Below are 24,724 nucleotides of genomic sequence, written 5' to 3'. Positions count from 1 at the left end.
GCCCGTGGCCGCGCTCGCCCCGCCGGTGGCCGCGATCCGGGTCGCGGTCCGCCGGGCGCTGGCCGCCCTGCCGCCCGGGGGGCCGGTGCTGGTCGCCTGCTCGGGCGGCGCGGACTCGCTCGCGCTGGCTGCCGCCACCGCGTTCGTGGCACCCCGGCTGGGTCGCGCCGCCGGCCTGGTGACGGTCGACCACGGCCTCCAGGAGGGCTCGGCGCAACGGGCCGCGGCGGTGGTGACCTGGGCCCGCGAGGTCGGCCTGGCCCCGGTCGAGTCGGTGCGGGTGGAGGTGGCCGGCCGACCGGGCGGGCCCGAGGCGGCCGCCCGCGAGGCGCGCTACCTGGCGCTCGCCGAGGTGGCCGGCCGGCTCGGGGCGACGGCCCTGCTCACCGGGCACACCCGCGACGATCAGGCGGAGACCGTGCTGCTCGCGCTCGCCCGGGGCGCCGGCCCGCGCGGGCTGGCCGGGATGCCCGCCCGGCGGGACCTCGACGGGGTGCCGCTGCTGCGCCCGCTGCTGGAGGTCGGCCGGGAGCAGACCCGCACGGCGTGCGCGGTGCTCGGGCTGGACCCCTGGGAGGACCCGCACAACGCCGACCCGTCGTACGCCCGGGTCCGGGTCCGGGCCGACCTGCTGCCCGCCCTGGTCCGCGCGCTCGGGCCGGGGGTGCTGGACAACCTGGCCCGGACCGCCCGGCTGGTGGCGGCGGACAACGCCGTCCTCGACGAGTTGGCCGACGCCGCGCTGGCCGACGTCCGCCACCCCGACGGCGGGCTCGCGGTACGGGCGCTGGCCGAGCTCCCGCCAGCGGTACGCGGCCGGGTGCTGCACGCCTGGGCGCGGGAGTTGGGTGCCCCGCCCGCCGCCCTGTCGCACCGGCACGTGACCGCGCTGGACACGCTGGTCACCGGCTGGCGGGGGCAGGGGGCGGCGCACCTGCCGGGCGGGCTGCGGGTGCTGCGCCGCGACGGCCGGCTCGCCGCCATCGGCCCCCGCTGATCCGCTCCGCCGGACGGTGACCCCGTCGGCCGGGGCCGGTCCGTCGGCCCGGGGCCCGGTTCCGGGGCCGCGGGATCCGCCGGGAGGCGGTAGACATGGCGCATGGCGTACCCCCGACAGCCGCTCTTCGCGCCGCACGGCGCGGTGGCGACGAGCCAGCCGCTGGCCGCGGCGGCCGGCCTGGCCGTGCTGCGACGCGGCGGCAACGCCGTCGACGCGGCCCTCGCCACCGCGATCACCCTGACCGTGGTGCAGCCCCCGTCCAACGACATCGGCGGTGACCTGTTCGCGATCGTCTGGGACGGCGAGCGGCTGCACGGCCTCAACGCCTCCGGCCGGTCCCCGGCGGCCCTGACCCACGAGCTGGTGCTCGCCGCGACCGGGGGGCGCGGCGCGGCCCCGGTCGACGCCCTCGGCGGCGCGCAGCGGGTCGGGCCGGCGATGCCCGCCCGGGGCTGGCTGCCGGTGACCGTCCCCGGCGCCCCGGCCGGCTGGCGCGACCTGCACGACCGGTTCGGCTCGCTGCCCTTCGCGGATCTCTTCGCCGACGCGATCGGCTACGCCGAGCACGGCCACCCGGTCTCCCCCGGCGTGTCGAGGATCTGGTCGCGCGCGCTGGCCGCGCCCGGCCCGACCGGCGCGGAGTTCGTCGAGTTCGACCGCGTGTTCGTGCCCGGCGGCCGGGCGCCCCGGGCCGGGGAGCGCTGGCGCAACCCGGACGCCGCGCGGACCCTGCGGCTGATCGCCGACACCGGGGCGGAGGACTTCTACCGGGGCGGGATCGCGGAGGCGCTGGCCGCGCACGCGGCCCGCACCGGCGGCCTGCTCACCGGCGACGACCTGGCCCGGCACGCCTCGACGTGGGTGACCCCCGTGTCCGCCCGCTACCGGGGCCACGAGGTCTGGGAGCTGCCGCCCAACGGGCAGGGCCTGGCGGCGCTGCTGGCGCTGCACATCCTCGACGGGGCCGACCTCGCCGGGCTGCCGCTCGCCGAGCGGCTGCACCGGCAGATCGAGGCGATGAAGCTCGGCTTCGCCGACGCGCACGCCCACGTCGCCGACCCGGAGCGGGTGCCGGTGCCGACGGAGGCGCTGCTCTCGCCTGCGTACGCGGCGGCCCGCCGCGCGCTGATCACCGAGCGGGCCGGGGAGCCGACGGCCGGCGATCCGGAGCGCGGCGGCACGGTCTATCTCTGCACCGCCGACGCCGGCGGCATGATGGTCAGCCTGATCCAGTCGACCTACCTGGCGTTCGGCTCCCGCGTGGTGCTGCCCGGGCACGGCTTCGCCCTGCAGAACCGGGGGCTCGGGTTCCGCCTCGACCCCGCCCACCCCAACGCGGTGGGGCCGGCGAAGCGGCCCTACCACACGATCATTCCCGGCTTCCTGACCCGGGACGGGCGGCCGGTGGGCCCGTTCGGGGTGATGGGCGGGCACATGCAGCCGCAGGGGCACGTGCAGCTGGTCTCGGCGACCCTGGACGGCGGGCTCGACCCGCAGGCTGCGCTGGACGCCCCGCGCTGGTACTGGCACGCCGGCCGGTCGGTGCTGGTCGAGTCGGAACTGGTCGCCACCGCCGAGGGGCGGGCCGCGGTCGACGAGCTGCGGGCCCGGGGGCACGAGATCGCCGTCGCGGAGGAGCCGGGGGTCTTCGGCCACGGGCAGGCGATCTGGCGACTGCCCGACGGCGGCTACGCGGTCGGCTCGGAGCCCCGCGTGGGTGGGGGGATGCTCGGCTGGTGACCGGAGCCCCGGGCGCGCCGCCGGCCCCGGTCCCGGTGCCGCGGTCCGACGTCGCGGGGCTCAGGCCTCCACGCGTCCGCGGAACGTGGTCCGGTAGGTGTGCGGGGTGGCGCCGACCCGGCGGGCGAAGTGGTGCCGCAGCGCCGCCGAGTCGCCGAAGCCGGCCCGGTCGGCGACGGCCTCGACGCTGAGCCCGGTCTCCTCCAGCAGCCGCCGGGCCAGCAGCACCCGCTGGTTGGTCAGCCAGTCGTGCGGCGTGGTGCCGGTCTCGGCGCGGAACCGCCGGGCGAACGTGCGCGGCGACATCTCCGCCCGCGCGGCCAGCTCGTCGACGGTGACCGGGCGGTCCAGGTGCCCCATCAGCCATTCCAGCACCGGCTCCAGCGTCGGCGCCTCGGGGGTCTCGGGGATGGGCGCCTCGATGTACTGCGCCTGCCCGCCGTCGCGGTGCGGGGGCACCACCATCCGGCGGGCCAGCCGGGTGGCCGTCGCCGAGCCGTGCTCCTGGCGGACCAGGTGCAGGCAGGCGTCGATGCCGGCGGCCGTGCCGGCGCTGGTGAGCAGCCGGCCGTCCTGCACATAGAGGGAGTTGCAGCGGACCCTGGCGGTCGGGTGGCGGCGTTGCAGCTCGTCGACGTACCGCCAGTGGGTGGTGCACTCCCTGCCGTCGAGCAGGCCGGCCTCGCCCAGCACGAACGCGCCGGAGCAGACACTGAAGACGTACGCCCCCCGGTCGGCGGCGCGGCGCAGCGCGGCGAGCACCGTGCCGGGCACGACGGTGCCGTGGTGGGCCGGGACGGCGACCAGGTCGGCCTCCTCCATCGGGCCGAGGTCGGCGTGCGGGGTCAGGTGGAAGCCCGACGAGGTGCGCACCGGGGCCCCGTCGGGGCTGCACACGTGGAAGCGGTGGTCGGGGAACCCGTCGGCGGTGCGGTCGGTCCCGAAGACCTCGGCGAGGACCCCGAGCTCGAACGTGGCGACCTGGTCCAGGGCGAGGACGGCGACCGATCTGAGCATGTGACGAGGGTAACCGCGCGGGTGGCAGGAAATCGAGGGGGAGTGGCATTCCTGCCACTGTCCGGGTGGTGGTGGCCGGCGGAGACTGGTTCCAGTCCGGTGCGCATCGGCGGCGAAAACGACAGCAACCATGCGAAAGCGAGCGCCGCCATGGAGATCCTGCTCTTCCTCTTCTTCTTCGTCCTCCTCGCCGTGGCCTCGGCCGCCGGCCTCACCGCCGACAGCCGGGACTCGGCCGACTGGAAGCCGTCCGACGACGGTCGCCGCTGGCGGTCGCGTGCCTGCTGAGGTGGTTCGCGGCCTTCGTCAGGATTCATCCGGGGTGGGACCGCGCCCAGAAGGGGCGGCCCCGCCGACGGAGGCCATCCGGCGTACGGCAGGCTAGGAGCCATGGCTGACGGCTCCTGGTACGACGCCGACATCGACCACGTGATCATCTCCGAGGCGCAGATCCGCGAGAAGACCGCGGAACTCGCCAAGCAGGTCTCGGCGGACTACGCCGACGTCGATGACGGGCTCCTGCTGGTCTGCGTCCTGAAGGGCGCGGTGATGTTCATGGCCGACTTCGCCCGGGCGCTGGGTCGCAGCGGGCCGCCCGCCGAGCTGGAGTTCATGGCCGTCTCCTCCTACGGCCAGGGCACCACCTCCTCCGGCGTGGTCCGCATCCTCAAGGATCTGGACCGGGACATCGCCGGCCGGCACGTGGTCGTGGTCGAGGACATCGTCGACTCCGGCCTGACCCTGTCCTGGCTGCTGCGCTACCTGGAGTCCCGCTCGGCCGCGAGCGTCGAGGTGGTCGCGCTGTTCCGCAAGCCGGACGCGGTCAAGGTGCCGGTGCCGGTGAAGTACGTCGGCTTCGACATCCCGACCGAGTTCGTCGTCGGCTACGGCCTGGACTTCGGCGAGCGCTACCGCGAGCTGCCCTACGTCGGGGTGCTCAAGCCCGAGGTGTACGCCCGGAACTGAGGCCCTCCCCGGCCCCGGTCGCATCGGCACCGGTCGAGCGGACGTTCAGCGGGCTCTCAGCGATTCGGACTACGGTAGAGGCCGGTGGCGTGGAGGCACCCTCCACGCCCGACCCCTCGAACCGCGGGACCGGGCGGACGGGAGGCCGGGCGCGGAGCTCCCGTCACGCCGGCTGGACCCGGTTCGCCCTACGCGTAATTGTTGGGCTCGCAAGCGCGCTCCACGCGCGCACGATGATCGGATCGTGCGTGATCGCGGGGTTCGCAAGCTCGCTCGGTGCGCGCACAGCTGTTCCCTTTGTGCGCGACTGCGGGGCTCGCAAGCTCACTCCTCGCGTGCACGGTGTACCGTCGAATGACCGCGGCGCGGCAGTTTTCGTGCCTCGGGGTCGAGCCGGCCCGCACGGCGGCTACGGCCGCCGCCACAGGGCGGCGACACCATCAGACGGTCAGGACGTCGATCAGGAGGATGCGGGCGCCTCGGCGCTCGACAACAGCATGGAACGTACGCGTTTCTTCCGCCGACCGGTGGTCTGGATCATCCTGGTCATCCTCGGCGCCGTTGTGCTCAGTCAACTGTTCACCGCTGGTCCCAGCTACCACCGGGTGGACACTTCCATTGCGCTCGACCAGCTCAACAAGGGCGGCATCGACAAGGTCGTCTTCCAGGACAAGGAGCAGACGCTCCGGCTCGACCTGAAGGACAAGGCCAAGTTCGGTGACACCGACACCGACCGGATCGAGGCGCAGTTCCCCTACGAGGTCGGCGACGAGGTCTGGAACGAGGTCCTCGAGGCCAAGGCGAACAACCGGGTCACCGGCCCGGCCAACGTCGAGGTGTCGTCCGACAGCATCTGGGTGAGCCTGCTGGTCAACCTGCTCCCGATCGCCCTGCTGGTGCTCCTGCTGCTCTTCTTCATGTCGCAGATGCAGGGCGGCGGCTCCCGGGTGCTCAACTTCGGCAAGTCCAAGGCGAAGATGATCACCAAGGACACGCCGAAGACCACGTTCGCGGACGTGGCCGGCGCCGAGGAGGCCGTCGAGGAGCTGCACGAGATCAAGGACTTCCTGCAGAACCCGGCGAAGTACCAGGCCCTGGGCGCCAAGATCCCGAAGGGCGTCCTGCTCTTCGGCCCGCCCGGCACCGGTAAGACGCTGCTGGCCCGCGCCGTCGCCGGCGAGGCCGGGGTGCCCTTCTACTCGATCTCCGGTTCGGACTTCGTGGAGATGTTCGTCGGTGTCGGCGCCAGCCGGGTCCGCGACCTCTTCGAGCAAGCCAAGGCGAACGCCCCGGCCATCGTCTTCGTCGACGAGATCGACGCCGTCGGCCGCCACCGCGGCGCCGGCATGGGCGGCGGCCACGACGAGCGCGAGCAGACCCTCAACCAGCTGCTCGTCGAGATGGACGGCTTCGACACCAAGGGCGGGGTCATCCTGATCGCCGCCACCAACCGGCCGGACATCCTCGACCCGGCGCTGCTGCGCCCAGGCCGCTTCGACCGGCAGATCCCGGTGGACGCCCCCGACATGGAGGGCCGCAAGGCGATCCTGCGGGTGCACGCCAAGGGCAAGCCGTTCACCCCCGACGTCGACCTCGACGCGGTGGCCCGGCGCACCCCGGGCTTCAGCGGTGCCGATCTGGCCAACGTGATCAACGAGTCCGCGCTGCTCACCGCCCGCAAGGACCAGCGGGCGATCAGCAACGACTCCCTGGAGGAGTCGATCGACCGGGTGATCGCCGGTCCGCAGCGCCGGACCCGGGTGATGAGCGACCAGGAGAAGAAGATCACCGCGTACCACGAGGGTGGGCACGCGCTGGTCGCCTGGGCGCTGCCGCACGCCGCGCCGGTGCACAAGGTGACGATCCTGTCCCGCGGTCGGTCGCTGGGCCACACCCTGGTCCTGCCCACCGAGGACAAGTACACCCAGACCCGCGCCGAGATGGTCGACACCCTGGCGTACGCGCTGGGCGGCCGGGCCGCCGAGGAGCTGGTCTTCCACGAGCCGACCACCGGCGCCGGCAACGACATCGAGAAGGCCACCCAGCTGGCCCGCGCGATGATCACGCAGTACGGCATGAGCTCCAAGCTCGGCGCGATCAAGTACGGCACCAGCGGCGACGAGCCGTTCCTCGGCCGCAACATGGGCCACGAGCGGGACTACTCCGACGCCGTCGCCGCCGAGATCGACGGCGAGATGCGGGCGCTGATCGAGCTGGCCCACGACGAGGCCTGGGAGATCCTGGTGGAATACCGGGACGTCCTGGACAACATCGTGCTGGAGCTGATGGAGAAGGAGACCCTCTCCACCGCCGACATGGCCCGGATCTGCGCCCGGGTGGCCAAGCGGCCGCCGATGGCGCCCTACAACGGCTTCGGCAAGCGCCAGCCCTCCACCGAGCCGCCCGTGCTCACGCCGGCGGAGAAGGACGCGCTCAAGGTGCAGGCCCAGGCCGACGGCGCCCAGGCGACGGTGGGCGGCGGCACCTCGAACAACTCCAACAACTCGGACGGTACGCACTGAGCACGGACCCGACGGCCAGTTCCCGGGAGCACCGGGAACTGGCCGTCTCCGCGACCGAGCCGGACGGCGACGACACCCTCGACTACGTCGCCGCGCGCCTGATCAGCGGCAAGCTCACCGGTCGGCCCGTCGAGGAGACGATGGACCTCGGGCGGATCGAGAAGGCCGTCCGCGAGATCCTCATCGCCGTCGGGGAGGACCCGGACCGCGACGGGCTCCAGCAGACGCCGGCCCGGGTCGCCCGGGCGTACGCCGAACTCTTCGCCGGCCTCCGGGTCGACCCGGCCCAGGTGCTCAGCACCACCTTCGAGGCCAACCACGAGGAGCTGGTGCTCGTCCGGGACATCGACGTGATGAGCCTGTGCGAGCACCACCTGCTGCCGTTCCGGGGCAGCGCCCACATCGGCTACATCCCGGGGCCGGACGGCCGGATCACCGGCCTGTCGAAGCTGGCCCGGCTGGTCGAGGTCTTCGCCCGCCGGCCGCAGGTCCAGGAGCGGCTCACCTCGCAGATCGCCGACCTGCTGATGGAGCGGCTCGCGCCGCGCGGCGTGGTGGTGGTGCTCGAATGCGAGCACATGTGCATGGCGATGCGCGGCATCCAGAAGTCGGGTGCCAAGACCATCACCTCGGCCGTACGGGGCACCCTCCAGCGCGACGCCAAGTCGCGCGCCGAGGCGATGGCGCTGATCATCCCCCGCTGACCGCGACAGACCGGCCGGCCGAACCCACACCCGGGTCGGCCGGCCGTCGCGCGTCAGCCCGCCGACGTGGGGTCTGGAAGGCGGGACCCTGGGAGGCGCGGGTGTGGGGGCGTGGGCCCGGGAGGCGCGGGTCTGTGACGCGGGGGCCTGTGAGGTGCGGACCCGGGGGTGCGGGCGCCGCGCTCAGCCGGCCAGCATCGCGAGCAACAGGCCCGCGCTGACCAGCACCGCCGGGACCAGGCACACCAGGGCGCCGAGCCGGGCCGTGCGCTCCACCCGGCCGTCCGGCGGCGGCGGAAAGAGCCGACCGACGCCGATCCAGCCCGCCACGAACGCCACCGCCGGCATCGGCAGCCCGCAGACCAGCGCGGCCACGCTCGCCGCCCCGGTGCCAGTCGCCACGAACAACACCAGCTGGATCGCCGGCACCAGCAGCGCCAGCGGCCCGTACACCAGCAGGTTCCGCAGGTGCGGCGGCCAGGCGGCCAGGCGGGGCAGCCCACGCGCGGCGAGCGTCGCGTCCGCGGCGTCCGCCCGGCCCCGGGCGGTGCGCAGAGCGGCCAGCACCGCCGCCGGCCCGCCCGCCATCGCCCGGGTCGCCTCGGTCAGCTCCGGCGGCGTCGGCACCAGCGAGATCGGCGGTACGCCCCGCTCGTGCAGCCGGGCCTCCTGCGACGCCAGCCGGGTGCGTACGGCGGTCAGCTCCTCGCGGGCGGCCTGCACCGACCGGGCCTGCTCGCCGGCGGCGGTGGCCGCGTCGCGGCGTACCCCGTCGAGCTGGCGGGCGGCGGCGAGGTACTCGGTCCACGCGGCCCGCACCGGGTCGCCGCCCCCGACGCTCTCCGCCTGCCCGGCAGTGTCGGCGCCCTCCGGCGTCGGGTCGGCGCCGGTACGCTGCCGCGCCGACGCGGCGTGCCCCGTCGTGGTCCGTGCCCCGCCACGGGTCATCCGGGCTCCCCCTCCTCGCCGAACGGCACCAGCACGGTGCCCTGCTCGCCGGAACCGTCCCAGAGCACCGCCCGGCCGGGGCGGGGCCGCCACTGCACCTGCCGCCCGAAGACCGACGTCAGCTGCGCACCCGGCAGGTCCACCACGGCCACGGCGGCGAGCTTGTCCACCTCGCCCTCGGGTTCGAGCAGCGCCGCGAACGACGGCACCGTCCGCCAGCGGCCCAGCAGGTGCCGGCCGGCGGGCGGCCCCTCCCGCAGCAGCGCGCGCAGCCGCTCCGGGGGCAGCTGCTCCGGGGTCGGCACGTCCAGCCCGAAGACCACCAGGTAGGCCGGCACGGCGTCGTCCACGGCGGCGAGCAGGCCGGCCAGGTCCACCATGTCCACCGGGTGCCGCCCGGCCAGCTCGGTCGCCAACGCCTCGGCCACCGGCCGGCACTCCTCGTCCGGCGCGGCGAGCACGAAGCGGGCGGCCCCCGGCGCGTGGTGCACCGCCACGCTGCGCGCCGCGGTGACCAGCAGCCGGGCCGCCTCCGGCCCGGGACCGAGCACGGCCAGGTTCCGCCCCGGGGCCGGCCCGAGCGACACCGCAACGGTGCTCCGGGGCACGTCCACCGCCCGGCCCAGCAGGGCGGCGGGACCGGGCGCCTGCCCGGCGAGCGCGGCCCGGTGCCGGGGATCGTTGCGCAGCAGCGGGCGGGCGTAGCCGGCGAAGACCACCGGCGGGGTGGACCCCTCCGGGCGGGCCGACCAGAGCTTGTGCCGCAGCGCCTCCACCGTGTCGGGGTGGTCCTGCGGATCCGGGAACCGGACCATCCGCTCGTGCCCCCGGATCGCGCCCCGGGGCCCGCCGAGCCCGCCTGCGGTGTTCACCACCGCGCTGCCCACCGGCAGCCCGGCGGCCGAGTCGTTCGTCGGCTCCAGCACGGCGCCCCCACCGGGCAGCGCCACCCGCACCGGGAACTGCCCCAGCACCGAGTCCCGGTCCGTACGCGAGCCCAACCCCAGGTCGCCCTCGCCGGCCAGCACCAGGTGCACCCCGTACGCGCGCCCGGTGCGGGCCAGCGCGTCCAGCCGGGCGGCGGCGTCGGCGGCCAGCCGGTCCCGCTCGGCGAAGAGCAACGGGAGATTGTCGAGCACACACACGATGCGGGGCATGGTCCGGTGCTGCCGCAGCTCGGCGAAGCGCTGCCCGCCGGCCCGGGCACCCGCCTCCTCACGCCGGCGCACCTCCGCCACGAGCTCGTCGAGCAGGCTCAGCACGTACTCCCGGTCGGCGGCCATCGCGGCGGCCCGCACCTGCGGGATCCACGACCGGTCCCGCTCGGTCTGAAGGAACTCCACGAAGGACTCGGCGTCGGCGAGATCCGCCAGGTAGAGAGCCAGCTCGTCGGGGCCGTACCTGGCGGTCAGGCCGAGCAGCGCGGTGGTGAGGAACGTGGAGCGACCCGTCCCCGAGCGGCCGCTGACCAGCCAGTGCGGCGTCAGCTCCGTGAAACCGAGCGACACGGGACGGCCACCGGCGTCCCCGACGGTCGTGGTCAGCCCGCCCACCCCGCTCGCCGTCCACAGCTCCTCGTCGGCCGCCGGCAGCAGGTCGGTCAGCGCCAGCCGGGAACCCGCCTCCACCTGCGCAGCCAGCCGGTGGCAGACCGCGTCGACGAGTTCGGCCGGCGGATCCGCCTCGATGAAGACCGGCGCGTTCAGCCCGCCCGGCGGCTCTGCGCCCGGGCCGGCGAACGACCCGCCCGGCGGGTCACCCAGCAGCGCGTACGCGGTCCGGACCGCCAACGTCGTCGCCCGTGGCAGCGGCTTCCGGTCGCCCGCCGGGGGCCAGCCCGCCACCACGAGGTGCAGCCCCGCGGACCGGCCCGACTCGGCCAGGGCCTCGATCCGGGCCAGGTCGGTGGGACCGGTCGACTCGGGCAGCGCGGCGACCATGAGCAGCAGCGTCCGGTCGTGCCGGCGTCGTCCGCTCGCCCCCGGCGCCACCCACTGCTCGGCCTCGGTGAGCACGGCCCGCAGCCCGGCCACGTCCACCGCCGGGGGCGGCAGCAGGCCCGCGTCCGCGAGCGGTGCGAACGGCGCGAGGGCCGAGCCGGTGGCGTCCACCGCGCGGACCAGCAGCGCCCCGGCCGGGGTCGCCGCCAACAGCCGCAGCAGTACGCCTCGCAGCAGCCCCGCCACCCGGGGATCCCGGGCGTCCACGTCCACCGAGAGGTGACCCGTGCCGAGCAACGGCACCAGCGCGGGGAACCGGGCGTCGTCCAGCGGCGCCGCCGTACCGACCCGGACGAAGGGAGGCGGCCCCTCACCGGCCGGTGTGGTCGGTGCGACCGTCTCCAGGGGAGCGCCCGCCCAGCCGGGGGCCAGCACCGCCGCCGCGGAACGGAGGCGGTCGGCCAGTTCGTACTGGCGGCGCTGGTCTGCGGGAGCGGGCCGGGTGTCGTCGAGGACGCTCGCGGCGGCGGTGGCAGTGGCAGCAGCCCGCCGGTGCAGTGCGGCGGCGCGGCTGGTGCGTGCCTTCGGACCGGCCACCGCGTCCACCCCCTCCGCCCGAGGTCGACAACCCCTCCCCGCGCAGAGACCGTAACCCAGTCGGGCCGACTCGTCCGGGATGCGCGGCGGCACTGCGCCGGGGATGTCGTGGATCTCACCGATGGGGAGTGGTCCGTCACGATCCGCTGGATCTGGGGCATTGGGTCTACCGCGTCCAGCCGCTAGCCTCAGAGGGTGGAATCAGTGCAGCCCCCCGCCGGTTCCCAGGTCTCCCGCGTACCGGCGCAACGGCCCCCCTCCGACCACCTGCCGCCACCCTCGCCGGCCCCGGTACCGGAGCGGCCACGGCGGCGGCTGCGCACCGTGTTCACCGTGGTCGCGAGCGTCGTCGCGGCACTCTGCCTCGGCGGAGTGGCGGCCGGATTCGTGCTCTACAACCGGGCTGCGGCCCCTGACCGCAGCGCGCCCGACGTGGTGGTGGACAACTACCTACGTGCCTTCCTCGTGGACCGCAACGACACCCGCGCCAACCTCTTCACCTGCGAGAACGCAGATAAGGCCGGCCAGCTGAAGGCGTTACGCGACGATCTGGTCGCGCGCGAGAAGCGTTTCGCGACCACCTTCACGATCAGTTGGGGCAGTCTGCAGGTGCAACAACAGGGCAGCGGCGCCGAAGTTCAGGTCGAGCTCATCATTTCCGCCCGCGTCGACCGAATTTCCCAGAGTGATCGACAGGCGTGGCAGTTCACCACCCGATTGGACGACGACTGGCGGGTCTGCGCAGGATCTAGGGTCCCCTGACCCGCTACTCGATCCAGAGCAGATGCACAGGAACCTCCAGTGTGGTTGGAGACTGGCCCCGCCAGGCCCAGCGGTACCACTCCACCTCCGGCGCAACCCGGACGCAGATGTCGCCGTCCGCGCCGGAGTAGGTCTCGGTGACGGCTCGCAGGTCCCGGTGCTCGACGGAGTCGACGACGTGCACCACCCGGCGACCCGTGACGGCGTGCGACTCGAAGAGCGGGGTCGGGGCGCGGTGCGGCGGGGCGTCCAGCGAGACCAGGCGGACGCCCGTCTCGCGATCCATCGACGCGTCCGTTCGCCGGGCTCCCACCGTCTCCACCCACACCCGCTCGACCGGGACCAGCGGCGCGAAGACCTCCACCTGGTCGGACTCCGCCCGGTACCACTCGTGTTCGGGGATGACCGGCACGTAGGTTCGGCTGCCCTGTACCACCCGGTCGTCGGCGCGGAGGTCACCGCGCCAGCCGAGTCCGGGCAGGCCGACCAGCACGCGCTGACCGCGGAGCTCGACGCGCCCGGTGGCCGGCACGATCTCGATCGGTCGGGGCGGCCGGGGCGCCCAGTCCGGATGGTCGGCGAACGGGTCGGGAAGCGGATCGCTCATGACGGCGAGCGTCTCATTCCGCGCCCTTGAGCGGCGCGCCGCGCGACCGCATGAACGGCACCGGGTCGACGGCGCCCCGACTGCTCCTGTCTCCGTCCTCGTGCACCTCGAAGTGGAGGTGGGGGCCGGAGGAGTTGCCGCTGCTGCCCACCTCGCCGATGACCGTTCCGGCCTCGACGAGCTGACCGACCTTGACGCGGGGTTTGCTGACCATGTGGCAGTAGCGGGTGATGAACCCGCCGGCGTGCAGGACGTCGACGAACCAGCCGCAGCCACCCTTGTCCGGCCAGCCGTCGACGTCGCAGGTGCGCCGGCCTCTCTTGTCCGGGTCGCACTGGGAGATCAGGACGCGTCCGGTGGCCGCTACCCGGATATCGGTGCCCTTCGGCGCGGCGATGTCGACCCCGTTGTGTCGGGGCCGGCTCGCGGTGCGGAAGCCCGAGCCGACGCCGCCGGGGATGGGAGCCGTCCAGCCCGAGGCGGCGATCTGCCCGGCGGCGGCGCGGTCGCAGGCCTTCCTACCGTCGATCAGCGCGATCCGGGCGGCTCCGCCGGCCAGCGCGTTGACGATCTGGCTGGCCACGTCCTCGTGCTTGGCGTACGCGTCCGGGAAGGCGCTGATCTGCACGGCCTGCGCGGCCCGGGTCAGTGGCATCGTCTCCCAGCCGGGCACCTTGACCAGCTTCTCGTAGAACTTCCGGGCGGCGTATTCAGGCGTCATCCGCTGCGCCACTGTGCCCCAGCCGGCTCGCTGCTGGAACAGCCCGACGGAGTCGTGGTCGGCACCGACGCCCTCGTTGGGGAGGTCCTCCGACTCGCCGACGGTCCGGTTCGCCAGGTTGCGCAGCCGGGACTCCTGCATGGCGGTCGCCACGGCGATCACCCATCCGCGCGGCGGCACCTTCATCTCCTGCCCGACCTTGATGATCCGAGCGGCGTTACGAAGCTGGACCTGACCGTAGCCGGACATCCGGGGGATCTTGCCCCGAACATCGACCCGGTAGTTCTCCTTGCAGTCCATGCTCACCGGGGCCATGTCCGTTGACTCGCCGCCCAGCTCCGTGAGGAAGAAGGCCCCCGCACCGCCGGTGCAGCAGAGCAGGGCGAGCGTTGCCGTCAACGCGGCGGCCAGTGCGCCGAGTCGGAGCTGCCGACCGCGCGGTCGCGTCCCGTCGCTCATTTCTGCTCCCAGTCCACGGCATCGACCAGCCACCGCCCGTCGGGCGCCACCAGTTCGAGGCGGAGCTGACCCGTGTCGAGCGGAACCAGCGCCTCGACGAAGTTCTCGGCCCGGGGCTGGACAGTGACGTCGCCGTCGACCTGACCGGTCGGCACCCCGGACGGGTCGGCACCGGCCAACTTGTCGGTCAGCACCGGGGTGGAGAGGGGACGTAGGCCCTCCTGCCACTGCTCCGCTGTGGTGCCCGGCTTGCCGAGCCAGGCGGCGACGAAGCGTTCGGCGGTCTGCTCCGGTGTCAGTTCGCCGGGGCGGGTGACCGGGGAGGGGGGAGCGCCCGTGGAGAAGGCCCCGTCGTCGCCGGCGGTCGGGTCGACCGTGGTGATCGGTTGGTTGGGGCGGTTGCTGAGCCCGGAGGTGGGGTCACCGGGCCCGGAGACCAGCCGTGCCGCTCCGATGATCCCGAACACGAGGACGGCGATGCCGATCGCGACGCCGAACCGGGACCGGAGGACCCGGGTTACCAGGAATTCGATCGCCCGCCGCACCGCGCTCACCGCGCCTCTGAACGGATCCGGGGAGTGGGCCGGTCAGGCTCGCGTTCCGTGGACCCGGGACGGTAGATGACGAACGAGGGGTTCTCGTCCGGCACGTCCGGCTCCGTCCAGGTGGCCGGCTGCCGCCGCCGGGGTCGGGGGGCGACCGGGCGGGAGGCGTCCCTCTCCTCGGAGGGCGCCCCCTTCTCGGCGGCCGACTCGCGGCCGTCGGGCCGCTGCCGCTCCTCCCCGCCGGGCTTGGCGGTCTGCCCACCGCGGGTGGCGGCCTGCGCCGGGTCCTCCCGCCTGGCCTCGGGCCGGAGGGTGGGCTGCTCCGCCACGACAGCCCGACGCCGGCCCATCGCCGGCTCGGCCGTGCCGCCGGGTTCAGCGACGTCGAGCCGGGCGGCGGTGCGCATGTCCCGGAAGAACCGCCGGTGCCACGAGCCGGCCGAGCTGACCGCCTCGCTGCTGTCTTTGCCGCCGAGTTGGGTGATCCGTCGGTAGGGCCGCAGCAGTAGCCAGCCGACCACGCCGCAGAGCCACACCAGCACCACCTGGAGCCAGCCGGGCAGGGTCGGCGTGCTCATGATGAGGTCGACCGCGAAGAGGTAGATGGCGGCACCGGTGCCGAAGATGGCGATGTTGAAGACGGCGGCGACCACCGCGTTCGCCAACCGCCGCAACCCCGCGCTGGCCGGGCGCATCAGGCCCACCGTGCCCAGGATCGGCGCGGCGATCACCGCCCAGCGGAAGATCAGGAAGCCCAGCAGCACCAGCAGCGAGGCGGTCAGGTCGAACATCGCGAAGAGCACGGCGGCCAGCACCGCGATGAATCCGGCGCCCACCCGGTCCATGTCCCGCACGCCCTGGAGATACTCGTACGCCTCCGGGTCCTCGGTCTCGATCTGCTGCGCGACCCGCGCCCACTGCTGCTGCTTGGCCTTGATGGTGGCATCTCGCGTGGCCGGATTCGACCGGAGCTTCGCCGCCTCCTCCCAGGAGAGCGACTTCGCGTCGTAGAGGGCCGGACCGTACTTCTTCGCGGTCTCGCTGTCCGCCGAGCCGAGCACGCCTCGCAGCCAGTTGCGGTAGAGCATCGCCTCCGTGGCCGTGTCACTGGCCCGCACAGCTGGCGGGCGCTTGTCGACGCAGGCGTCTGGATTGGGCAGCGTGCACTTGTCTGGGGGAGTGTCCTTGGTGGCCGGGCCGACCGCGTCGTGGACCACGCCCAGGGTGGTGACGAGGGTGCCGTCGGCGATGTTGGCCGACTTGACCGGCCAGGCGGCCAGGGCGGTCACCGCCACCATCACCAGCAGGGCCCAGCCCGCCGTGGTCATCGCGTTGCTCATGTCGGACTGGCGGGAGCGCCAGAGCAGGTAAAGGCCGACCACGCACAGCGTGACGATGCCGAAGACGCTGAACACCTTCTGGTAGACGGCCTTGGTCGCCTGGTCCACCAGCGGGTCGGCCCAGCCCCACATCGAGCGCGGGTCCCAGGCGCGTTCCCGCAGCGCGTTCGAGGCGCCCACGATCGCCGTGGCGATCATGAACTCGCCGTTGGCGACAGTGTTGGTGAACTTGTAGTCGGGGTGCAGCACCGCGGTCGCGCAACCGCTGTCGATGTCGTACGTGGAGTAGCTGTATCCCGCGTAGCCGTAGTCGCTGTAGAAGCCCTTCGGGCCCGGCTTCGTGGCCGACTCCGGGCGGGACGCGAACCAGCCGGCGAGCCCGGAGTCGGGCGCACCGGGAGTCGGGGCGTTCCGGCACTTGACCTCTGAGTCGGCGACTTCCTTCAGTTTGGCGACGCAGGCGCGGAAGTCGGCCTGCCACTCCGGCGTTGTGCAGAGCTCGGCCTTCGCCTGGGCGGTCAGCGGCGCGGGGGCGGCCGCCATGGCGCCGACGGCCGGCCAGCCGATCGTGGCCCCGGCGAGCACGCCGAGCGCGAGCAGGAACGCCGCCAACCGTGCCCGGGCCCGCGCCATGTCACGCCTCCATGTTCGGCAGGATGGCCGGCAGCACCCCGGCCGCCGCGGCGATCGCGGCGGGGGTGGTGTCGAGGTGGTCCAGCAGCCCGTCGACGTACGAGACGTCGACCCGGACCTTCTGCACCCGGCCGTCGACGTCCCGCATGACGAATTCCCGGAAGCCGAGCCGGCTCGAACTGGTGGCGTCGGCGGTGGAGAGGGAGGCCAGGGTGGCCTCGTAGCCGTCGTTGACCGGCACCCGCAGCAGGCGGAGCGCCTCGGAGGCGATCTCCGCGTCCTCGGCGATCCGGCCGACGAAGACGGTCGAGACCAGGTTCTGCACGTCGAGGCCGAGGATGTCCCGCGGGTTCTGCGAGGCGACCAGTGCGGCGAGGTTCCACTTGCGGGAGTCGCGCGCGAGCCGGACCAGGAACGACCGTCCGGAGCGCCACCCCTCCATGAAGTGCGCCTCGTCCAGGCCGACCAGCTTCCGCGACGACATCGAGCCGCCGTAGCAGCGGCGTACGGCGAGCCGGTGTGCGGTGTGCAGCATCGGCAGGGCCAGCGCCTCCTCGGCGGACCAGTACTCCCGCTCGATCTTCAGGTCGGGCAGACGCAGCCCGGCCATGGTGATCACGGTGAGGGCGGCGTCCGCGCCGAGCAGGCCCTCCGGTGGCCGGCCGAAGAAGAGCATGGCCAGCGGCATCTCGGCGGTGTCGAGCAGCAGGTTGGCCAGTTCCTTGCCGGCGTCGTCGTCGAGCTGGCTGAGGCAGGCGACCACGTCGTCCAGGGTGGAGGTCTCCTCCGCCGGCACCTGGCGTACGGCGTGCCGGAAGAGGGTGGCGGTGGACGCCTCCCGGGCGACCTGCGGGGGCACCAGCATCATGCAGATGTCCTGCACCAGCATCCGCCGCTCGGCGCGGGCGTTGGAGACCGCGATCTCGAACTCCCGGTCGCCCGAGGCCCCGGTGCCGAACTCGCTGCGCAGCGGCGTCGGGATGAGCGAGTACGGGGCCAGGGTGCCGTGCTCGGAGCCGGTCAGGTTCAGCACCCGCGCGTACGGGCGCAGCTCCGGCATGGCGCAGAGCCGGGCGAGCGGGCCGGACGGGTCGAGCAACGTCACCTGGACGCCGCGTCGGGCCGCGAGGTAGCCGAGCGCGCCGAGCAGTGTCGACTTGCCGCCGCCCGGTTCGGCGACGAAGACGGCGAGCCCGGAGCGTTCGCGTACTTCCATCGGGAAGTGCAGGTCGAGGAACACGGGCCGGCGGCAGGTGCCGGCGGTGCGCCCGATGAGGTCGCCGCGCCGGTCGCCGACGGTGGAGGCGGCCTGGGGGAGTGCGGCGGCGAGCAGGTTGACCGGCATCCGCCGGACGTAGCCGGTGTTGGCGATCGGCTCGCCGGGGATGAACTCGCGGGCCAGCCAGTCCTGGTTCTTCGGGTGTTGCAGCGAGATCCGCAGCTCGCGGGAGTAGAGCTGGATCAGCCGGCGGGCCCGCTCCAGGCACTCCTCGCGGTTGCGACCGCCGACGGCGATCCGGTGCCAGCCGTGCGCGCGGGCGGAGTCGACCGGCAGCCCGGTGGTCATCTCGTCGCCGATGACCAGGGCGCGCTTGGCCAGCCGCTCCAACTCGGGCGGGGCGTCGATGCCGTGTTCCGCGTAGTCGAGCTGCTGCGAGCGGATCATCCGCAGCCGGTGCTCCAGATTACGGAAGGAGTCGCCGGAACCGAGGATGTCGACGCGGGTGGAGAGCTCCATCGGCCACGGCAGCCGCTCGTGGAAGTGCAGCCAGGGCTCGTGCCGCTCGGGGATCTCCAGGGGCTCCATCCGGCCGACCGCCAGCACGGCGACGTGCCGTTCCTCGCCGGTCATCCGGTTGACCAGCTTGACGGTCGAGCCGTACGGGGTGCGGTAGCGCTCGACCTGCTCGGTGAGGGCGAGCAGGTCGCCGCGTTCCCACTGCCCGTCGGTGAGCGGGGAGAGCTGACCGGGCGGCGCCATGCAGAGCGCCACCGAGCGGTAGAGCAGCCATTCCAGTTCCTGTGCCGTGACCCGCCGGCCTCGCATGCCGAACGCGCCCAGCACCTCGTCGAACTGCTCGACGGTGCGGCCGAGCTTGCGGCGCTCGCCCTCGGCGACGCCCCGGCCGAAGGTACGCAGCAGCCGCTCGGTGAGCGAGTCGCCGAGGGCGCGCCGGGCGAAGGTGACGCCGAGGTAGGTCTGCCCCTCGGCGTGGTTGACCGAGAGCAGGTGCCGCTGCGCGGCCACGAGGTGGTCGCCCCAGCCGGCGGTGCCGGGCACGTCGGGCAGCGGCGCGGCGGTGTGCGCGTCGATGGTGCGGGCCCACTCGTCGGCCGGGAAGGGCCGCGTGGTGCGCCGCAGGTGCAGGCGGAAGCCGGCCAGCCCGGCGTACTGCTCGGAGATCGCCGAGAGCAGCGCCTCCCGTTCGGCGTCCGGCCGGAACGCCCAGCGCACCTCGGGCAGCCAGTACCAGGCGGTGACGGTGTTGGGGGTGAAGGTCAGGTGGCCGGCGATCTCGGTGATGGCCAGCTCGACCGCCGGGTCCCGGTCCCCGAACTTGATCTTCGGCGGCTTGACCCGGGTGGGCTTGACGGGCTTGGTGGGCTGGCCGCGCCGGCCGGCGGAGCGCTGGCGCGGCGGCGCCACCTCCCGGCCGGCCCGCTCCGGCGGGCGCTCCCCGGTGCGGCGGGACGTCGGCTCGGGCGCCGGTTCCGGCGCGGGCGGGTCGAGCGGTGCCGCGTGCTGGCGGGGCGCCGGGTGGGACGACGGCGGTGCCGCCGCGACGGCCGGCACGTCCTCCGCCTCTGCCGGTGGGCGGAGCGTGGGCAGCCGGTCCCCGGACTGGTGCGGTACCCGGGATCGGGCCGGTCGGGCGGGCGGCTCGTACGCGTCGACCGGGGGCTGGTCGGCGGCGGCCGGTGTCACCCCCGGGGCCGTCCGGTGGGCCGGCTGGCCGGTCCGGGCGGTCGCGTCGGCCGGGTGGCCGGTCCGGTGCGCGTCGGCCCCGTGACCCGCGCGTGGGGGCGGCGGAAGGGGGGCGGGAGCCGGCGGGAGCGCCGCCGGGGCCGGCGCGGCGGCGGCCGGCTGCTGGCCGATGGCGGGTTGCTCCCGCCCGCCGGCCCGCTGCGGGGGCGCCGTCGGCCGGGTCGCGCCGGGGCGCGTGCCGCCGAACAGGTCGAGGAAGGGTGAATCGATGTCGGCGCTGTCGGCGGGTTGCGGCTCGGCCGGCGGCGGCGTCCGGCGTGGCGCCGGACGGGGGGCCTGGAAGACGCCCACGCCACCGTGCCCGGGTGTCGTCACCAGGGCCGGGTCGAGGGCGACCTCGTCCGTCTCGGGATCATCAGGGTAGTCGAACGACCGCGCACGGTTACCGTGCGGAACGGCCGGACGCCCTGCCGGGGAACCCGGCGTGGAACTGCGATTCATGCGACCGCCTCATCCGCGTCGTTCGACTGCCTGGTCGGGGTGCGACCGGTCATGCCAGTTCCTCCCGGATCCTGATCCGACTGCCGACCAGGCGGGGGTCCCGCTGCTCCGCGGCCGGCTCCCGGGTCCGTCGCCAGTCGGTCAGCGCGGTGCGGATCACCATGCGCGCGGGCCGGTCCGGATCGACGTACCGGAAGATGAACGAGGTGCTCACGATGGCGAGCGCGATCTCCCAGGCGGGGAAGAGCTCGACCTGCAACGTGAACAGCCAGTGGATGAACATGTAGAGGGGAACGAGCAGCATGAACAGCCCGTACTGGGCGTACGGCAGATGGACGGGAAGGGTGTAGCCGGGCGGCCCGAGGTAGACCAGGCGAGCCCGGTAGATGTCGTCGTCGGTGCGCAGCCGCATCTCGTGCCCGCGCCTATTCGAAGATCAGGTCGATCAGGTAGTCGCCGATGAAGAAGAGTGTGGCGGCTCCGGCGATGAAGGCGAGCCCGACGATCGCGATCGCCGAGCTGGTGAGGACCTTGGAGATCTCACCCCGGCTGGCGCGCCCGATGAAGATGACGCCCAGCACGGCCAGCAGGATAGGAGCGATCTTGCTGGCGAAGAACGTGACGACACCCTCGGTGTCGATGCCCTTGGGCGCAGGCTCGGCGAGTGGAGTCGACGCCAGAGCGGAGAGCGTGTGGGCGGCGGCGGACGTCGCCGTCTCCATCAGCTCGATGGCGATCACTGGAACCTCCCCAAGTCGCGGCCGGCGGCGCCGCGGTGGTGCACTAGACATGCCTGGCGGGAACGGTGCTCCCTGTGCGCAGCGTCGGCGACCCTGCGTTCGTTACCCACCACGGAGGGTGGTGGGCTTTGGGCGGATTCTCCCGCTTCGGCCCTCCCTCCAGGCTTCGCCATCTCGATGCCGGGCAGTTCCAAAGCGTACGGGCACCCACTGTTTGCGACAAGCCGCGAAGAGTCTGCCCGATCCGACCGGGACGACCGATCGTACACCCGTTCGAATGCGCATGTCACCGCCCTCGACCCGGTCCGCCCGGGGCGCTCCGGCCGACCGGTACCGTCTAGCCGTGACCGATCTGGTACGGGCCTCGGCCCCGGTGGTGATGGGCGTCCTCAACGTCACGCCCGACTCCTTCTCCGACGGCGGACGGTACGCCGACCTCGACGCCGCCGTCGGACACGGCGTGCGGCTGCGGGCCGACGGCGCCCACCTGGTGGACGTCGGCGGCGAGTCCACCCGGCCGGGCTCCGACCGGGTCGACGCGGAGACCGAGACGGCCCGGGTGGTGCCCGTGATCCGGGAACTGACCGCCGCCGGCGTGCCGGTCAGCATCGACACCACCCGCGCACGGGTCGCCGAGGCGGCCCTCGCCGCCGGCGCGGCCGTGGTCAACGACGTCTCCGGCGGCCTCGCCGACCCCGACATGGCCCGGGTGGTCCGCGACGCCGGCTGCCCGTGGGTGCTCATGCACTGGCGGGGCCACTCCCGACAGATGGGTGAGCTGGCCCGCTACGCCGACGTGGTCGCCGACGTGCGCGCCGAGCTGGGCCGCCGCGTCGACGAGGCGCTGCGGGCCGGGGTCGCCGCCGACCGCATCGTGGTGGACCCGGGGCTGGGCTTCGCCAAGACGGCCGCGCACAACTGGGAGTTGAGCAGCCGCCTGTCCGAGCTGCTGGACCTCGGCTTCCCGCTGCTCTTCGCGTCCAGCCGCAAGTCGTACCTGGGGCGGCTGCTGGCCGGTCCCGACGGCACCCTCCGCCCCACCGACGACCGCGACGTGGCCACCGTCGCCACCAGCCTGCTCGCGGTGGCGGCCGGCGCCTGGGGCGTACGCGTGCACGACGTCCGGGCCACCGTGGACGCCCTCGCCGTCTGGCAGGCCACGGGCGCGCCCCGCCTGGCGCCCGCCGCCACCGGTGGGGCTTGGGCGGCCCACGCCGGCGCCGGCCGGGCGGACCGCACCACCGACCACGGAGGAGACCGATGACCGACCGGATCCAGCTGACCGGCCTGCGGGCGCACGGCCGGCACGGGGTGTACGACTTCGAGCGCGCCCAGGGCCAGGACTTCGTGGTGGACGCCGTCCTGGAGATGGACCTCGCCCCGGCGGCCCGCTCCGACGAGGTGGGCGACACCGTCCACTACGGCGAACTGGCGGAGCGGCTGGTCGGGGTGGTGACCGGCGAGCCGGTCAACCTGATCGAGACGCTCGCCGACCGGCTGCTTGCCGTCTGCCTCGCCGATCCGCGGGTCGAGGCCGCCACGGTCACCGTGCACAAGCCGGAGGCGCCCGTCCCGCACGCCTTCACCGACGTGGCCGTCACGATGACGCGGCGGCGGGACCGGTGACCCGCGCCCTGCTCTCGCTGGGCAGCAACCTCGGCGACCGGCTCGCCCACCTGCGCTCCGCCGTCTCGACGTTCGGCGACAGCGTGCTCCTGGTCTCCGGCGTCTACGAGACTCCACCGTGGGGGGACGCGGACCAGCCCGCGTACCTGAACGCCGCGCTGCTCGCCGAGGACCCGGCCGCCACCCCGTACGACTGGTTGGAGCGCGCCCGGGCGGCGGAGCGCGCCGCCGGGCGCACCCGCGACCCGCAGCGGCGCTTCGGGCCGCGCACCCTGGACGTGGACGTCATCGCCGTGTGGGCCGCCGGCGACGAGCCGGTGCTCAGTGACGACCCGGAGCTGACCCTGCCGCACCCCCGGGCCCACCTGCGGGCCTTCGTGCTGCGGCCGTGGATCGACCTCCAGCCGTACGGGCGGCTGCCCGGGCACGGCTGGCTGACCGACCTGCTCAACACGCCTCCGGTGGCCGACGACGCGCTGGATCTGCGCCCCCGGCCGGATCTGGCGATAGAGTCGACGGCATGACCCAGTGGAGCCGGCCGGCATGACGCAGGCGCAGTCCCCGCGACCGGGCGGGACGGGCCCCGAGCGGTCCCGGATGGGCCCCACCCGGATCTCCACCCTGGTGGTGGCCGCCCTCGGCGCCGCCGCGGTGGCCTGGTTGCTGATCAGCACCCTCTACTACGACTACCTGCCGCAGCTGCCCTGGCTGCCGGTGGTCACGCTCGCCGCGCTGGCCGTGCTGGAGGCGTACGCCGCCGTGAACACCCGGGGGCGCATCGAGCGCAGGCCGGGCCGCGAGCCGGTCAATCCGCTGCTGGTGGCCCGGTTCGTGGTGCTCGCCAAGGCCTCCGCGCTGGCCGGCGCGATCTTCACCGGGTTCTACGCCGGGCTGACCGGCTGGCTCTTCGTGGAGCGCACCGACGCCGCGATGGGCGACCGGCCGATCGCCGGCGCCGGCCTGCTCGCCGGGTTGGCGCTGACGGGGGCGGCGCTCTGGCTGGAGCGCTCCTGCCGGGTTCCCGAGCAGGAGGACGACGAGGACCGCGAGCCCGGCGGCCGGGAGGGCCGCCCCGGCCCACGCTGATTCCGGGGGGTTACGCCCGGCCTCCCGCGCGGGTACGGTGCCTGCGACCGGAGAGCAACGCCGCCCCGGTCCGCCCGCGCGTCGGACCTGGCTGGACGGCGGCCACGTGGGAGGCGGCGTCATGCGGCACGACGAACCGGGGCGTGAGCCGTCCCCCGAGCCCTCGTCCGGCATCCCCGCCTCCGTCCTGGAGAACGTCTTCGACGATCCGGCGCACGGTGAGCCCGGCCGCGACCGGTTCGCGGTGCACGTCGTCTGGGAGTTGCTGCTCCTGGCGGCGTCGGTCGTCCTGGCGTACCTGCTCTGGCGGGAGGAACCGGCCGCGCTGCGGGGCGATGGGCTGCGTTCGCTGCTTCTCGACGCGGTCGTGCTCGGGTTGCTGGCGCTGGCCGCCGGGCTGACCCTGCGTACGGCCGCCGTGAACCTGGCCGTCGGCCCCGTGGCGGTCGCCGCCGCGCTGCACGTCGCCGAGCAGGGCGACCGGGGCGGCAGCGCCGCCGCCGGCCCGGCCCTGCTGGTCGCCGCGCTGGGCGGGCTCGCCCTGGCACTGGTCGTGGTGGTGCTGCACGTGCCCGGCTGGGCCGCGTCCCTGGCCGCCGCCGCCGGGGTGGTCGTGTACATCCAGCAACGCTCGGCGGCGGTCCTGCCGCAGGGCGACTACGACCCGGAGCGCGGCGCCCTGCACCTCTTCGTCGGGTTCGCGGCCGTCGCGGTGCTCGGCGGTCTGTTCGGCTCGGTGCGGGCCGTCCGCCGGGTGGTCGGCCGGTTCCGCCCGGTCGTGGATCCCGCCCGCCGCCGGGGCGCGGTGGCGGCGGTCGTCACCTCCGGCGCGCTCGTCGGCTCCACGGTGCTGGCCGCGCTGGCCGGCATGCTGACGGCCAGCCGGGACACCGCCCCGGTCGCGCCGGACCCGGGGCTGGACTGGACGGTGCTCGCGGTCGGCCTGGCGCTGCTCGCCGGCACCAGCGCCTACGGCCGGCGGGGCGGCGTCTTCGGCACCCTGCTGGCGGTCTGCCTGGTCACGGTCTTCTCCGCGTACGCGCAGGCACGGGGCTGGACGGTGAGCCGGTGGGCGGTCGGCGCGGCGGCGCTCGGCGTCGGGCTGCTGGCCACCCGGCTGGTCGAGGCGTACGGGCGGCCCGCGACCGGCGCGGCAGCGGAACCGGTCCCACCCGGGGACGGCCGGATCGGCACGGGCTGGACGGCGTCCCCGACGGACCCGGTCGGCGACTGGCCGCCCGCCGTGCCGAGGCGCTCCCCCGAGAGCCCCGTGGACCCGTGGAGCGACCCCGGCTGGGAGAGCGGCCCGCGCCGGTGGGACGCCGACGAGCGGTGAGCCGGCGC

The 24,724-nt window shown here is 74.4% G+C and carries 22 protein-coding genes; 12 read left to right on the top strand and 10 right to left on the bottom strand.

Annotation, left to right across the window (positions count from 1 at the left end):
• Positions 1-4 precede the first annotated feature (4 nt).
• Together tilS and ACN27A_RS19770 are read left to right on the top strand one after the other, a co-directional pair.
• Positions 5-997: a tRNA lysidine(34) synthetase TilS gene (tilS, locus tag ACN27A_RS19775; protein ID WP_421455569.1), complete on the top strand. Its 993-nt coding sequence runs from the start codon at positions 5-7 to the stop codon at positions 995-997.
• A gap of 102 nt (positions 998-1,099) precedes the next feature.
• Positions 1,100-2,740 (top strand): gamma-glutamyltransferase family protein, encoded by a 1,641-nt coding sequence (locus tag ACN27A_RS19770; protein WP_421455566.1) that lies wholly within the window; start codon positions 1,100-1,102, stop codon positions 2,738-2,740.
• Positions 2,741-2,800: 60 nt separating this feature from the next.
• Here ACN27A_RS19770 and ACN27A_RS19765 read toward each other — a convergent pair whose 3' ends face one another.
• Positions 2,801-3,757: a GlxA family transcriptional regulator gene (locus ACN27A_RS19765; protein WP_421455564.1), complete on the bottom strand. Its 957-nt coding sequence runs from the start codon at positions 3,755-3,757 to the stop codon at positions 2,801-2,803.
• Between the two features lie 150 nt (positions 3,758-3,907).
• Here ACN27A_RS19765 and ACN27A_RS19760 point away from each other — a divergent pair, with 150 nt between their 5' ends.
• The 4 genes from ACN27A_RS19760 to folE all read left to right on the top strand — a co-directional run bounded on the left by ACN27A_RS19760 (position 3,908) and on the right by folE (position 7,949).
• Entirely contained in the window at positions 3,908-4,045 is a 138-nt protein-coding gene (locus ACN27A_RS19760) for a hypothetical protein (RefSeq protein WP_421455561.1), read from the top strand.
• Between the two features lie 102 nt (positions 4,046-4,147).
• Positions 4,148-4,723, top strand: coding sequence for a hypoxanthine phosphoribosyltransferase (gene hpt, locus ACN27A_RS19755; protein WP_421455558.1), 576 nt, complete (start codon positions 4,148-4,150; stop codon positions 4,721-4,723).
• A 497-nt stretch (positions 4,724-5,220) separates the two neighbouring features.
• Complete coding sequence (gene ftsH, locus ACN27A_RS19750) at positions 5,221-7,245, top strand: ATP-dependent zinc metalloprotease FtsH (RefSeq protein WP_421455555.1); 2,025 nt, start codon at positions 5,221-5,223, stop codon at positions 7,243-7,245.
• Between the two features lie 38 nt (positions 7,246-7,283).
• Entirely contained in the window at positions 7,284-7,949 is a 666-nt protein-coding gene (gene folE / locus ACN27A_RS19745; protein ID WP_121401600.1) for a GTP cyclohydrolase I FolE, read from the top strand.
• 183 nt (positions 7,950-8,132) lie between these two features.
• Here folE and ACN27A_RS19740 read toward each other — a convergent pair whose 3' ends face one another.
• Both ACN27A_RS19740 and ACN27A_RS19735 read right to left on the bottom strand, forming a co-directional pair.
• Positions 8,133-8,897, bottom strand: a complete 765-nt coding sequence (locus ACN27A_RS19740) for a hypothetical protein (protein WP_421455552.1) — start codon at positions 8,895-8,897, stop codon at positions 8,133-8,135.
• Positions 8,894-11,443 (bottom strand): FtsK/SpoIIIE domain-containing protein, encoded by a 2,550-nt coding sequence (locus ACN27A_RS19735; RefSeq protein WP_421455549.1) that lies wholly within the window; start codon positions 11,441-11,443, stop codon positions 8,894-8,896. The genes ACN27A_RS19740 and ACN27A_RS19735 overlap by 4 nt, the downstream gene beginning before the upstream one ends.
• 195 nt (positions 11,444-11,638) lie before the next feature.
• Here ACN27A_RS19735 and ACN27A_RS19730 point away from each other — a divergent pair, with 195 nt between their 5' ends.
• The gene (locus tag ACN27A_RS19730; RefSeq protein WP_421458533.1) at positions 11,639-12,196 is read left to right on the top strand and encodes a hypothetical protein; all 558 of its coding nucleotides are present in this window, start codon (positions 11,639-11,641) and stop codon (positions 12,194-12,196) included.
• A gap of 4 nt (positions 12,197-12,200) precedes the next feature.
• Here the strand turns inward: ACN27A_RS19730 and ACN27A_RS19725 are convergent, their stop codons facing one another.
• The 7 genes from ACN27A_RS19725 to ACN27A_RS19695 are packed head-to-tail and all read right to left on the bottom strand — an operon-like array spanning position 12,201 to position 20,668.
• Positions 12,201-12,803: a hypothetical protein gene (locus ACN27A_RS19725; RefSeq protein ID WP_421455546.1), complete on the bottom strand. Its 603-nt coding sequence runs from the start codon at positions 12,801-12,803 to the stop codon at positions 12,201-12,203.
• Positions 12,804-12,816: 13 nt separating this feature from the next.
• A complete protein-coding gene (locus ACN27A_RS19720; protein ID WP_421455543.1) occupies positions 12,817-13,983 on the bottom strand; it encodes a M23 family metallopeptidase in 1,167 nt (388 codons plus the stop codon).
• A complete protein-coding gene (locus ACN27A_RS19715; RefSeq protein ID WP_421455540.1) occupies positions 13,980-14,537 on the bottom strand; it encodes a hypothetical protein in 558 nt (185 codons plus the stop codon). Before ACN27A_RS19715 ends, ACN27A_RS19720 begins: the two co-directional genes overlap by 4 nt.
• The gene (locus ACN27A_RS19710) at positions 14,534-16,501 is read right to left on the bottom strand and encodes an MFS transporter (protein WP_421455537.1); all 1,968 of its coding nucleotides are present in this window, start codon (positions 16,499-16,501) and stop codon (positions 14,534-14,536) included. The genes ACN27A_RS19715 and ACN27A_RS19710 overlap by 4 nt, the downstream gene beginning before the upstream one ends.
• Before the next feature lies 1 nt (position 16,502).
• Positions 16,503-19,928 carry an ATP-binding protein gene (locus tag ACN27A_RS19705; protein WP_421455535.1) on the bottom strand — a complete coding sequence of 1,142 codons (3,426 nt, stop codon included), beginning with the start codon at positions 19,926-19,928 and terminating at the stop codon, positions 16,503-16,505.
• Between the two features lie 49 nt (positions 19,929-19,977).
• Positions 19,978-20,340, bottom strand: coding sequence for a hypothetical protein (locus tag ACN27A_RS19700; protein WP_089003089.1), 363 nt, complete (start codon positions 20,338-20,340; stop codon positions 19,978-19,980).
• A gap of 13 nt (positions 20,341-20,353) precedes the next feature.
• Complete coding sequence (locus tag ACN27A_RS19695) at positions 20,354-20,668, bottom strand: hypothetical protein (RefSeq protein ID WP_121401588.1); 315 nt, start codon at positions 20,666-20,668, stop codon at positions 20,354-20,356.
• A 343-nt stretch (positions 20,669-21,011) separates the two neighbouring features.
• Here ACN27A_RS19695 and folP point away from each other — a divergent pair, with 343 nt between their 5' ends.
• From folP to ACN27A_RS19670, 5 genes are all read left to right on the top strand, one after another.
• On the top strand, positions 21,012-21,932 hold the full coding sequence (folP, locus tag ACN27A_RS19690) for a dihydropteroate synthase (protein ID WP_421455532.1): 921 nt from the start codon (positions 21,012-21,014) through the stop codon (positions 21,930-21,932).
• The gene (folB, locus tag ACN27A_RS19685; RefSeq protein WP_421455529.1) at positions 21,929-22,294 is read left to right on the top strand and encodes a dihydroneopterin aldolase; all 366 of its coding nucleotides are present in this window, start codon (positions 21,929-21,931) and stop codon (positions 22,292-22,294) included. Before folP ends, folB begins: the two co-directional genes overlap by 4 nt.
• Positions 22,291-22,818, top strand: a complete 528-nt coding sequence (gene folK, locus ACN27A_RS19680; protein ID WP_421455526.1) for a 2-amino-4-hydroxy-6-hydroxymethyldihydropteridine diphosphokinase — start codon at positions 22,291-22,293, stop codon at positions 22,816-22,818. Before folB ends, folK begins: the two co-directional genes overlap by 4 nt.
• Before the next feature lie 19 nt (positions 22,819-22,837).
• Positions 22,838-23,380, top strand: a complete 543-nt coding sequence (locus tag ACN27A_RS19675; protein WP_421455524.1) for a DUF3180 domain-containing protein — start codon at positions 22,838-22,840, stop codon at positions 23,378-23,380.
• Positions 23,381-23,501: 121 nt separating this feature from the next.
• Positions 23,502-24,716: an ABC transporter permease gene (locus ACN27A_RS19670; protein WP_421455521.1), complete on the top strand. Its 1,215-nt coding sequence runs from the start codon at positions 23,502-23,504 to the stop codon at positions 24,714-24,716.
• Positions 24,717-24,724 lie beyond the last annotated feature (8 nt).

The sequence above is a fragment of the Micromonospora sp. WMMD737 genome, assembly GCF_049179055.1.
Lineage (GTDB): Bacteria > Actinomycetota > Actinomycetes > Mycobacteriales > Micromonosporaceae > Micromonospora > Micromonospora reichwaldensis.
Note: the sequence above shows the minus strand (reverse complement) of the source record. Positions and strands in the feature narration are given on the sequence as shown.

What these genes read in the sequence shown, in the direction of transcription:
- folB (WP_421455529.1), top strand. Translation starts at nt 21,929, where the DNA reads ATGACCGACCGGATCCAGCTGACCGGCCTGCGGGCGCACGGCCGGCAC.
- ACN27A_RS19700 (WP_089003089.1), bottom strand. Translation starts at nt 20,340, where the DNA reads ATGCGGCTGCGCACCGACGACGACATCTACCGGGCTCGCCTGGTCTAC.
- ftsH (WP_421455555.1), top strand. Translation starts at nt 5,221, where the DNA reads ATGGAACGTACGCGTTTCTTCCGCCGACCGGTGGTCTGGATCATCCTG.
- hpt (WP_421455558.1), top strand. Translation starts at nt 4,148, where the DNA reads ATGGCTGACGGCTCCTGGTACGACGCCGACATCGACCACGTGATCATC.
- ACN27A_RS19670 (WP_421455521.1), top strand. Translation starts at nt 23,502, where the DNA reads ATGCGGCACGACGAACCGGGGCGTGAGCCGTCCCCCGAGCCCTCGTCC.
- ACN27A_RS19740 (WP_421455552.1), bottom strand. Translation starts at nt 8,897, where the DNA reads ATGACCCGTGGCGGGGCACGGACCACGACGGGGCACGCCGCGTCGGCG.
- ACN27A_RS19765 (WP_421455564.1), bottom strand. Translation starts at nt 3,757, where the DNA reads ATGCTCAGATCGGTCGCCGTCCTCGCCCTGGACCAGGTCGCCACGTTC.
- ACN27A_RS19720 (WP_421455543.1), bottom strand. Translation starts at nt 13,983, where the DNA reads ATGAGCGACGGGACGCGACCGCGCGGTCGGCAGCTCCGACTCGGCGCA.
- ACN27A_RS19760 (WP_421455561.1), top strand. Translation starts at nt 3,908, where the DNA reads ATGGAGATCCTGCTCTTCCTCTTCTTCTTCGTCCTCCTCGCCGTGGCC.
- ACN27A_RS19675 (WP_421455524.1), top strand. Translation starts at nt 22,838, where the DNA reads ATGACGCAGGCGCAGTCCCCGCGACCGGGCGGGACGGGCCCCGAGCGG.
- ACN27A_RS19770 (WP_421455566.1), top strand. Translation starts at nt 1,100, where the DNA reads ATGGCGTACCCCCGACAGCCGCTCTTCGCGCCGCACGGCGCGGTGGCG.
- ACN27A_RS19705 (WP_421455535.1), bottom strand. Translation starts at nt 19,928, where the DNA reads ATGAATCGCAGTTCCACGCCGGGTTCCCCGGCAGGGCGTCCGGCCGTT.
- ACN27A_RS19710 (WP_421455537.1), bottom strand. Translation starts at nt 16,501, where the DNA reads ATGGCGCGGGCCCGGGCACGGTTGGCGGCGTTCCTGCTCGCGCTCGGC.
- ACN27A_RS19725 (WP_421455546.1), bottom strand. Translation starts at nt 12,803, where the DNA reads ATGAGCGATCCGCTTCCCGACCCGTTCGCCGACCATCCGGACTGGGCG.